8 protein-coding genes and 1 pseudogene are annotated in these 10,556 nt (G+C 62.0%); 6 read left to right on the top strand and 3 right to left on the bottom strand.

What is annotated here, in order from left to right:
- Positions 1 to 135: 135 nt before the first annotated feature.
- Positions 136 to 813: pseudogene (locus tag LVY71_RS09205) on the top strand (UdgX family uracil-DNA binding protein); the annotation flags it as partial.
- A gap of 146 nt (positions 814 to 959) precedes the next feature.
- Here the strand turns inward: LVY71_RS09205 and LVY71_RS09200 are convergent.
- Together LVY71_RS09200 and LVY71_RS09195 are read right to left on the bottom strand one after the other, a co-directional pair.
- Positions 960 to 1,475, bottom strand: coding sequence for a YciE/YciF ferroxidase family protein (locus tag LVY71_RS09200; RefSeq protein ID WP_235100070.1), 516 nt, complete (start codon positions 1,473 to 1,475; stop codon positions 960 to 962).
- 152 nt (positions 1,476 to 1,627) lie between these two features.
- Complete coding sequence (locus LVY71_RS09195; RefSeq protein WP_235099488.1) at positions 1,628 to 2,803, bottom strand: M20 aminoacylase family protein; 1,176 nt, start codon at positions 2,801 to 2,803, stop codon at positions 1,628 to 1,630.
- Positions 2,804 to 2,965: 162 nt separating this feature from the next.
- On the opposite strand from LVY71_RS09195, the gene LVY71_RS09190 reads away from it, so the two are divergent.
- Positions 2,966 to 4,585, top strand: coding sequence for a GMC family oxidoreductase (locus LVY71_RS09190; RefSeq protein WP_235099487.1), 1,620 nt, complete (start codon positions 2,966 to 2,968; stop codon positions 4,583 to 4,585).
- Here LVY71_RS09190 and LVY71_RS09185 read toward each other — a convergent pair whose 3' ends face one another.
- Complete coding sequence (locus LVY71_RS09185) at positions 4,586 to 6,142, bottom strand: acyl-CoA carboxylase subunit beta (RefSeq protein ID WP_235099486.1); 1,557 nt, start codon at positions 6,140 to 6,142, stop codon at positions 4,586 to 4,588.
- A 164-nt stretch (positions 6,143 to 6,306) separates the two neighbouring features.
- Between LVY71_RS09185 and LVY71_RS09180 the strand changes: the two genes are divergently transcribed.
- From LVY71_RS09180 to LVY71_RS09165, 4 genes are all read left to right on the top strand, one after another.
- Positions 6,307 to 6,528, top strand: coding sequence for an acyl-CoA carboxylase biotin carboxyl carrier protein subunit (locus LVY71_RS09180; RefSeq protein ID WP_235099485.1), 222 nt, complete (start codon positions 6,307 to 6,309; stop codon positions 6,526 to 6,528).
- Positions 6,529 to 6,683: 155 nt separating this feature from the next.
- Positions 6,684 to 7,844 (top strand): TAXI family TRAP transporter solute-binding subunit, encoded by a 1,161-nt coding sequence (locus LVY71_RS09175; RefSeq protein WP_235099484.1) that lies wholly within the window; start codon positions 6,684 to 6,686, stop codon positions 7,842 to 7,844.
- A 53-nt stretch (positions 7,845 to 7,897) separates the two neighbouring features.
- The gene (locus LVY71_RS09170; protein ID WP_235099483.1) at positions 7,898 to 10,003 is read left to right on the top strand and encodes a TRAP transporter permease; all 2,106 of its coding nucleotides are present in this window, start codon (positions 7,898 to 7,900) and stop codon (positions 10,001 to 10,003) included.
- Between the two features lie 220 nt (positions 10,004 to 10,223).
- Complete coding sequence (locus LVY71_RS09165; RefSeq protein ID WP_235099482.1) at positions 10,224 to 10,466, top strand: hypothetical protein; 243 nt, start codon at positions 10,224 to 10,226, stop codon at positions 10,464 to 10,466.
- Positions 10,467 to 10,556 lie beyond the last annotated feature (90 nt).

The raw sequence follows: 10,556 nt of genomic DNA, 5'->3' as shown, positions 1-10,556 counted from the left end.
CCACCCCACTTGAAACGGGTGACGCACTTATTTGTTCATGATATGTTCTAATATAAAGCTAAGGTGCGGTGGAGAGTCAACCGGCCTTTTATGGCCGCCTTTTCCCCAGCCAAAACAAGGAGGTGCGGGAACATCCCTCACCGTCGGTTATTGATGCCGAGACCAAGGAGACAAGTCATGGCCTATGCCGCTCCTTTATTCTCCAGCAGCCTCGCCGAATTGCGCGCCGAGGCCGCCGGTTGCCGCGCCTGCCATCTGTGGAAGGACGCGACCCAGACGGTGTTCGGCGAAGGCCCGAGCCATGCGCCGATCATGCTGGTGGGCGAGCAGCCCGGCGACAAGGAAGACCTCGCCGGCAAACCGTTCGTCGGCCCAGCCGGTCAGGTGCTCAACCGCGCGCTGGAGGAAGCCGGCATCGACCGCGACAAGGTGTACGTCACCAACGCGGTGAAGCATTTCAAATTCGTGCCGCGCGGCAAAATCCGCCTGCACCAGAAGCCGAACACGCCGGAGATCAGGGCGTGCCGTCCGTGGTATGAGCGCGAGCTTGCCACCGTCAAACCCGCACTGGTCGTCGTGATGGGCGCGACGGCGGCGCAAAGCGTATTCGGCAAGATCACCCCGATCGGCAAGAACCGCGGCCATCTGATTGATCTTGATGAGGCCGGGAACAAAACGAAAGCGCTGGTGACGGTACATCCGTCCTACCTGCTTCGTCTGCCGGATGAAGACGCCAAAGCGCGCGAATATGCCAACTTCGTGAAAGATTTGAAGATCGCCGCGGCGTTCCTGCACAAGCAAAAGGCCGCGTGACTAACTTCCGTCGTCATTGCGAGCGAGGCGAAGCAATCCAGTCTTTGAATTAAAAGAACTGGATTGCTTCGTCGCAAGTGCTCTCGTAATGACGGTTGATGTGTCCGGTTTTCCCCTCTCCCTGCAAGCGCAGAGTAAGGGAGAAATCATGCCGCCATCGCCTCCGAATTCACCTCGCCGAGAGCCAGCGTCGTCAGGGCCTCATCGGTGTTGTACTCCTGCTGCAGCGTTTCATCGAGCAGCCGCACCGCCTCTGTCATGCCGAGCTTGCTGGCCCATGCCTTCAAGGTTCCGTAGCGGGAGATTTCGTAATGCTCGACGGCCTGCGCCGCGGCAAGAAGCCCGGCGTCGAGGGCCTCGGTGCCCTTGTACTCATCCATAATCTCCTTGCCTTCGTCCAGAATACCCATGATCGCGTCACAGGTCTTCGCCTTCGCGGGCTTGTCGATCAGCTGGAACACCTGCTCCAGCCGGTCCACCTGACCTTCGGTTTCGCCATGGTGCTTTTCGAACGCGGCGATCAGGTCCGGCGACTGGGCGGCCTTTGCCATTTTCGGCAACGCCTTCAAAATCTGCTTCTCGGCGAAGTAGATGTCCTTGAGCGTGTCATGAAACAGATCGTTGAGATCCTTGTCATTCGGCGCAGCCCGCTTGGCCGCCATTCGCCTGGGTGCCGATTTCTTCGCTGATTTCCTGGCCGACTTCTTCACTGATTTCTTCGCTGCCATGTCCCACTCCACGATGTTGACGGGAACGTTCCCGCCTCTCAACGCGATGTGATGACCGTAGTTCCGGATCGAATGATTTATCGGCGTCAGCCCGCGAGCTGGGTCTCCACCAGCTTGATCCAGTAGGACGAGCCGTAGACGATGGCGTCGTCGTTAAAATTGTAGGCGGGGTGGTGCAGCCCGGCGCTGTCGCCGTTGCCGATGAAGATGAAGGCCCCTGGCCGCGCTTCCAACATATAGGCGAAATCTTCCGCGCCCATCACAGGCGGGATCTCGGAACTGACGTTGCCCTCTCCCGCGATGTCGGCGGCGATCCGGGCTGCGATGCCGGTTTCGGCGGCGTGGTTGACCAGCACCGGATAGCTGCGCTCGTAGTCGAGGGTGATCTTCGCACCAGACAATTGTGCAACACCGTTCACCACCTCCTGCACCCGCTGCTCGATCAGATCGCGCACTTCCGGCGTCAGGGTCCGTGCCGTACCGAAAAGCTCCGCTGTCTGTGGAATGACGTTGCGGGCGTTGCCGGCATGGAACTCGCAGATCGAAATCACCGCGGCATCCAGCGGATCGACGCTGCGCGACACAATCGACTGTAAGGCCGTAATGAGCTGCGCGCCTGCAAGCACCGAGTCGATGCTCTTGTGCGGCCGGGCGGCGTGGCCTCCCATGCCTTCGATATGAATATTGATGTGATCGGTTGCCGCCATCGTCGGCCCCACGCGCGTCGCGAAGGTGCCGATCGGCATGCCCGGCGAATTGTGCATGCCGTAGACCTGATCGATCCTGAAACGGTCCATCAGGCCGTCCTTGATCATCGCCGCCGCGCCCGCGCCGCCCTCTTCCGCCGGCTGAAAGATCACCACGGCGTCGCCGGCGAAATTCCGGGTCTCGGCGAGATAGCGCGCCGCGCCCAGCAGCATCGCGGTGTGGCCGTCATGGCCGCAGGCGTGCATCTTGCCCGGCACTGTGGAGCGATAGGCCAAGCCGGTCTCTTCCTCAATCGGCAGCGCGTCCATGTCGGCGCGCAGGCCGATCGCCTTGAGATCGCCGCCGTTGCCGCGCTTGCGGCCTTTGATGACGCCGACAACGCCGGTGCGCCCGAGGCCGGTGGCGACTTCATCACAACCGAATGCCCGCAGATGGTCGGCGACGAAAGCCGCGGTGCGATGCACATCGTACATCAGTTCGGGATTGGCATGCAGGTCGCGGCGCCAGCCCATAATCTCGGGTTGCAGATCGGCGACGCGGTTGATGATCGGCACGGCAAAACCTCGCGGAAATATATGACCGCGCGAAGCTAGCATGGCGCAGCGCCAGACCCAATATCCGCGCAAATGCCGGTTGCACAGGATCGGACTGTACAGCCGCCCCCGGCCGGGGTCATAAAGCGGAGCAATCGCCTAACAAAGAAACACGGGATCGAAATGCCGAAGCGCCTTGAGGGAGATTTCGACTACATCGTCGTCGGAGCCGGCACCGCCGGGTGCATCGTCGCCAACCGTCTCTCCGCCGATCCAGGCAAGCGTGTGCTAATCCTCGAGGCTGGCGGCAAGGACAACTGGATCTGGTTTCACATCCCGGTCGGCTATCTGTTCGCCATCGGCAATCCGCGCTCGGACTGGATGTTCAAGACCGAGCCGGAAGCGGGCCTCAACGGCCGCGCGCTGGCCTATCCGCGCGGCAAAGTGATCGGCGGCTCGTCCGCGATCAACGCCATGATCTCGATGCGCGGCCAGGCGGCCGACTACGACCACTGGCGGCAGTTGGGACTGACCGGCTGGGGCTGGGATGACGTGCTACCCGCGTTCAGGAAACTCGAAGATCACTTCCTCGGCGAAAGCGAGCATCACGGTACTGGTGGCGGCTGGCGCATCGAGGCGCCGCGGCTGTCGTGGAAGGTGCTGGATGCGGTGGCCGAGGCCGCGCAGGAAATGGGAATCCGCAGGACACCCGATTTCAACACCGGCGACAACGAAGGCATCGGCTATTTCCACGTCAACCAGAAACGCGGGCGGCGATGGTCCTCGGCGCGCGGCTTTCTCAAGCCCGCGCTGTCGCGGCCCAATCTGCGGCTGGAGACCGACGTGCTGGTGGACAAGGTGATCGTCGAGAACGGCCGCGCCGCCGGCGTGCGCTTCTCACAAGGCGGCGAGACCATTGAAGCGCGTGCGCGCGGCGAAGTGATTCTCTGCTCCGGCTCGATTGGCTCGACGCAGGTGCTGCATCGCTCCGGTATCGGCCCACGCGAATGGCTATCGCCCCTCGGCATCGAGACAGTGCTCGACCGCCAGGGAGTCGGCCGCAATTTGCAGGATCATCTCCAGCAGCGCGCGATCTATAAAGTTGAAGGCGTCCGCACACTGAACGAGACTTACTACAACCTGTTCCGGCGCGGCTGGATGGGCGTCGACTATCTGCTGCGGCGGCGCGGCCCGCTGACCATGGCGCCGTCGCAGCTCGGCATCTTTACTCGCTCAGACGCCCGGCAGGATCGCGCCAATATCCAGTTTCACGTCCAGCCGCTGTCGCTGGACAAATTCGGCGAGCCGCTGCATCGCTTTCCGGCCATCACCATCGCCGCCTGCAACCTGCGCCCGACCTCGCGCGGCACCATCCGGATCAAATCCGATGCACCGGATCAGGCGCCCGCGATTGCGCCGGATTATCTGTCCACGCCCGAAGACCGGCAGGTCGCTGCCGACGCCATCCGCGTCACGCGCAAGCTGATGAAACAGCACGCGCTGAGCAACTATCATCCGCAGGAATATCTCCCCGGTCCGTCGGTCGGCGACGACGACGCATCGCTGGCGAAGGCCGCCGGCGACATCGGCACCACAATCTTCCATCCGGTCGGCACTGCGAAGATGGGAGGCGCGAGCGATCCCCTCGCCGTGGTCGATGAACGCCTGCGCCTTTATGGCCTCAAAGGGCTGCGCGTGGTCGATGCGTCGGTGATGCCGACGATCACATCCGGCAACACCAACACGCCGACCGCAATGATCGCGGAAAAAGGATCGGCGATGATTATCGCCGACGCGAAATAGTCACGGTCTGATCGCCAGATGCGCCACGCCCGGCGAGCGTAGCGGCTCGGCGAGCCGCGCGAACTCGCAGAGCAGCGACCGGGTCTTGCGCGGATCGATGATTTCCTCGACCCAGAATTTTTCCGCCGAACGGAACGGCGAGCGCAGCTTGTTCAGTCGGTCCTCGATCTCCTGCAGCTTGGCCTTGGGATCTTCGGCCTCGGCCAGATCGGCGCGGTACGCTGCCTCGATGCCGCCCTCCAGCGGCAGCGATCCCCAGTACGCCGACGGCCACGCATAGCGCAGCGAGAATCGTCCCGCGGGCTGATGCACCACGCCGGCAACGCCGAACGAATTGCGCACGATGATGGTACACCACGGCACGGTGCTCTGGTTAACCGCCGCCATCGCGCGCACGCCATGCCGGATCGTCGCCGTTTTCTCCGCATCGAGTCCGATCGCGAAACCGGGACAATCCATCAAATAGACCACCGGCAGATGGAACGTCTCGGCGAGATCGACGGCGCGCACCACCTTCTGACACGTATCGGCGGTCCACGATCCACCGTAGATAAACGGATCGCTCGCCAGCACGAGGACGGCGCGGCCCTGCAGGCGCGCAAGCCCGGTGATGATCGACCGGCCGAAGTTCTGGCCCATTTCGAAGAAGGAGCCGCGATCTACCACCGATTCGATGATCGGGCGCATCTTGTAGACCTGCTTACGGCTGCGCGGCACAGCATTGAGCAGCGCCTCGTCGGCGCGCTCGGGATCGTCGTTGCTCGCAACCGTCGGTGGCAGTTCGAACACCGATGGCGGCAGATAGGACAGAAACCGGCGCGCGCATGCGAAGGCTTCCTCCTCGGTTTCGACGGCATGATCGACGCCGCCGGCCTTGGTCTGAATCTGCCAGCCGCCAAGCTCCTGCTTTTCGAGCGATTGCCCGAGGCGCGCCACCACCGGCGGGCCTGCGACGAACATCGCCGACGACTTCGTCATGACGGAGTAATGACTGGCGGCAAGCCGCGCCGCGCCAAGTCCCGCGACGGATCCGAGGCCGAGGCCGACCACGGGCACGCGCGCCATGTTCGCCGTCGTGTACCAGTACCACTCGGTGCCGCCGATGCCGCCGGGCAGATTCGCCGCGCCCTTGGTCTCGATTGTCTTCACCGAACCGCCGCCGCCGGAGCCTTCGATCACCCGAATGATCGGCAGGCGGAAATCATGCGCCATCTGCTCGGCCATCATCGGCTTCGCCCAGATCGACGCATCCGCCGAGCCGCCGCGCACCGTGAAGTCGTCGCCGACGACGACCACCGGCCGATTCTCCACCTTGCCCCGGCCGAACACGCAGTTTGCAGGCGTGACCGAAAGCAACTCGCCATTTTCGCCGTATTCGCCAATACCCGAAACTGCACCGATCTCGTGGAAGGTTTTCCGATCGAGCAGCCTGTCGATTCGCTCGCGGACGGTCAGCCGGCCCTGGTCATGCTGCCGCTTGACCTTGTCGGCGCCGCCCATTTCCTGCGCAAACGCCTCACGCCGCGCGAGTTCGTCGAGTTCAGGCTTCCAGGTCATCGTCACTCCCCGCATCGGGCGCTGCAAACAGATGTTTGATTTTACAGATCAGCGCAAAGTTTCCCCTTGCGGATCACGCTACATCGGGCAATCCTTCCTCACAATAAAGAAGCCGCATGTGCTGGACTTGCGTGTCATGCATAAAGCGGCTGGGGGAGAATTCCGTGGCCGAAATAAAAATCACAACCGAAGTTGCAGGACGCGTTTGCGCGATCGCAACCAGCGCCGACGCAAGCATTAACAACGGCGATGACGTCGTGCTGGTGGAAGCCATGAAAATGGAAATTCCCGTCCCGGCACCTGCCGCAGGAAAGATCACGTCGATTCTCGTCAGCGTGGATGACATCGTGGCGGAAGGGCAGACGATCGCGATTCTTCAAACATGAGTCATGTGACGCGCAGGATTTCCGCGACAAACTGTCCAAACCGTCATTGGCGGCTTGCAGGCGTTGCACTGGTTCCCGCACGATGACATGATCCGGCAAAATCAAAATCTCGTTCCGCACAGCGGAAGAACCAACACCTTTGGAGGATATTTTTCATGACGCGCTCTATCACGACGCTTGCGACCATGTTTCTGGCCGGTGCTGCGGCGATCGCCCCCGCGCAGGCGCAGGACGTGAAGTTGCCGACCTCGATGGCGTTCACCGCCTACGACACCGGCACTTCCGGCTTCAACATCGCCGTCGGCGTCGGCAAGATGATGAAAGACAAATACGGCTCCGACGTGCGCGTGCTTCCGGCCGGCAATGACGTGGCGCGCCTCGCACCGCTGCGCACAGGTCGCGCGGTGCTGGCGTGGATGGGCACTGGCAGCTATTTCGCGCAGGAAGGCGTATTCGAATTCGGCGTCAAGGAATGGGGCCCGCAGGCGATCCAGATGACCCTCTCCACGGTCGACTGCAACGGACTGTCGGTCGGCGTCGCGAAAGACTCGGGCGTCAAGGAGTGGAAGGACTTCCGCGGCAAGCGGCTCGGCTTCGTGGTCGGCTCGCCGGCGCTGAACCAGAACGCGCTCGCGATCATCGCCTATGCGGGACTGACGAAGAGCGATGTGAAGATCGTCGAGTTCGCGAGCTATGGCGCGATGTGGAAAGGCGTCATCAACAACGACGCTGACGGCGCTTTCGGTTCGACCGTGACGGGCCCGGCCAAGGAACTGGAAAGCTCGCCGCGCGGTATCGTCTGGCCGGAGCTTCCAGCGGACGACAAGGCAGCATGGGAGCGTGTCAAGAAAGTCGGCGCATTCTTCAACCCGCATAACACTACCTGCGGCGCAGCCATCGATGCTTCCAAACCGCTGAAGCTCGCAACCTACCCCTACCCGATCGCGACGACTTACGGCACGCAAGCCGCCGACCAGGTCTACGCGCTGACCAAAGCAATGATCACCGGTTACGACGCCTACAAGGACGCTGCGCCGGGGTCGTCGGGTCTCGATGTCAAAAAGCAAACCAAGCAGTGGGTCATTCCCTATCATCCCGGCGCCGTAAAGGCGTTGAAGGAAGCGGGCCAGTGGACCGATGCCGATGAGAAGTACAATAACGACCTGATCAAGCGTCAGGGCGTGCTGGCGGACGCATGGAAGGCGTACAATAATTCCAGCGCGGCGCCGGAGCCGGACAAATTCCTCGCCGGCTGGATGGCTGCACGCAAGGCGGCATTGGCAAAGGCGAACCTGCCGAACGGCTTCGAAGACTAGCAGCGCCGATTTCTGCAACACGGACGTCGTACATATCCAGCCTGGAAGCATCAATGTCATCTTCGTCCGACAACACCAACGGGGCGGCTGCGCCGGTCACGGCCGCCACCATCGCTGACGCAGAAAACAGGGTCGTGTTCGACGATCCGCATGCCGGTACTGGCGGCCTGCAGGAAGCTGAGGTTACGCGGGTACGCGCCCTGCGCGGCGGCTGGCGCTGGGCGCTGATCGCCGCGACGGCCGCGACTATTCTGCTCTGCATCAATCAGCAGTTCGCACTCCGCTTCTTCGTCGACTACACCCAGCTCAACACCGAATATTTCTATCTGCTGATCGCGCTGATGCTGCCATTCACGTTCCTGATTTTTCCGGGATCCGAGACCGCGCCGCTCGATCGCATTCCCTGGTACGATGTTGTTCTGTTCATCGCGACCTTCGTGGCCGCGATCTGGCTGATGATGAACATCCGGCAGGCGGCCGCGCTCGGCTGGGAATTCGCCGGGGCGCCGATGCCTGTGATCGCCGGCGGCCTTGTGATGTGGGCAGTGCTGATGGAAGCACTGCGACGCACCGGCGGCTGGAGTCTGCTGCTGTGCGTCCTGCCCTTTACAGTCTATCCGCTGTTCGCGGAATCGAGCTGGCTCGGACCGTTCAGAGGCACCCAGTCCACCCTCGAACAGGCGACCGCCTATCATGTGCTGTCCGGTGAAAGCCTGCTCGGGATTCCGATTCAGGCCTTCGCCGACACGGTGATCGGCTTCCTGGTGTTCGGGACCGCGCTGATGATGACCGGCGCCGGAAAATTCTTCATCAACATCGCATTCGCGCTGTGCGGTACGTTCCGCGGCGGCGCCGCCAAGGTCTGCATCTTCGCGAGCGGACTGCTCGGCATGATGTCCGGTTCAATCATCTCCAACGTGCTCACTGCCGGTACCATGACCATCCCGGTCATGAAGAAGAGCGGCTTCCGCGCTTCATACGCCGCAGCTATCGAGGCCTGCGCGTCCACCGGCGCGGTGCTGGCGCCGCCGGTCATGGGCGCGACCGCGTTCGTGATCGCGCAATTCCTGAACGTCAGCTATGCCGACGTCGCCGTCGCAGCGATCATTCCGGCCGCCCTGTATTACCTCGGCTTGTTCATGCAGGTCGACTCCTACGCCGCGCGCCACGGCCTTGCCGGCATTCCCCGCTCCGAACTTCCGAAAGTGTGGGATACAATCAAGGAAGGCTGGTACTACATCTTCGTCATCGCGCTGCTGATCGTGATGCTGCTGCATTTCAAGCGCGAAAGCCACGCGCCGTTCTATGCAACCGCCCTGCTGCTGGTGCTGAACCAGCTGTTCGCGAAAGACACGAAGTGGTCGCTCGCAACCATCGGCAAGTTCCTGGAAGTCAACGGCCGCACCTTCGTCGAACTGGTCGGCATTCTCGCCGGATGCGGCCTGCTGATCGGCGCGTTCTCGATGACCGGCGTGGTCTCCAGCCTCGCCAACGATCTGCTGACGATCGCCGGCGACAACGCATTCCTCCTGCTCGCGATGTGCGCATTCACAAGCCTGGTCCTCGGCCTCGGCCTGACGACGACCGCATGCTACATCTTCCTCGCCATTCTGGTGGCGCCCGCACTTGAAAAGGTCGGCCTGAACAAGATGGCCGTCCACATGTTCATCTTCTATTGGGGCATGCTGTCGTCGATCACCCCGCCGGTCGCAATCGCTTCATTCGCCGCCGCCGGCATCGCAGGTTCGCCGGCGATGAAGACGGGCTGGGAATCGATGTGGGTCGGCAGCATCATCTACTTCATTCCGTTCTTCTTCGTGCTCAACCCCGCGCTCGTGTTGCAGGGTGACGCGCCTTATCTTGCAGCAGCGGGGCTTACCGCGCTTGCGGCAGCGGGTACGTTGTTCATCTGCGGCGGCATTCAGGGCTATCAGGCCTTTGTCGGAGATTTGCGGCGTACCGGAGCACTGGAGTGGCCACTCCGCGTGTTGCTGGTCATCGGAGGATTCGTTCTCGCAACGCCGGGTGGTGGCATCATGCCGGTCTCGGAGTGGCAGATCATCGCGATCGCACTCGTAATCCTGGTTCCCACCCTGATCGTCGCGGTTGCCTTGATGCAGCGAAACCCGCTGGCCTCAAGGGAACTAGCGAGTCGCTAGACCAACTTCAATTCTGAACGAAAAGCGAATCGAATTGTGGCGAGAGTTTGCAGGCGGTAGCACTCGCGACAATAAGCCCTCGCGAATGACACTGTGCGCCAACGCCACACCTGTCGAAATATGCGATACGTGTCGCCGGGCGGCAGACTTGTTTCTGGCGTTCTGATGTGTTCGACCTATATACCGGTCAATCGAACACATGCCTCCATAAGGGATAACAATGTTCAGAACACTTCTTGTTACCACCTTGCTTGTCTCGGCTACCTCGGTCGCATTCGCGCAGACGCCCGCTCCCCAGCGCGGCGGAACCGCGGAAGAACAGAAAGCCTGCGCTCCCGACGTGTCGCGTCATTGCCGGGCGGTGATGAACGATGGTGATCTCACGGTGCTGGGCTGCCTGAAGGCCAACCGTCCGAAGATCAGCAAGAAGTGCGATGCCGTTCTCGTCAGCCACGGACAATAAGTCCGGAGCGCGGACCGGCGGCATCCCTGCCTTCGTTACCAGACCGATCACAACGATCCGAACGAGGACAGCGCCGCGATCCGCAGCGCT

The organism is Bradyrhizobium sp. G127 (genome assembly GCF_021502575.1).
Classification (GTDB): Bacteria; Pseudomonadota; Alphaproteobacteria; order Rhizobiales; family Xanthobacteraceae; genus Afipia.
This window is presented reverse-complemented; position numbering and strand designations above follow the sequence as displayed.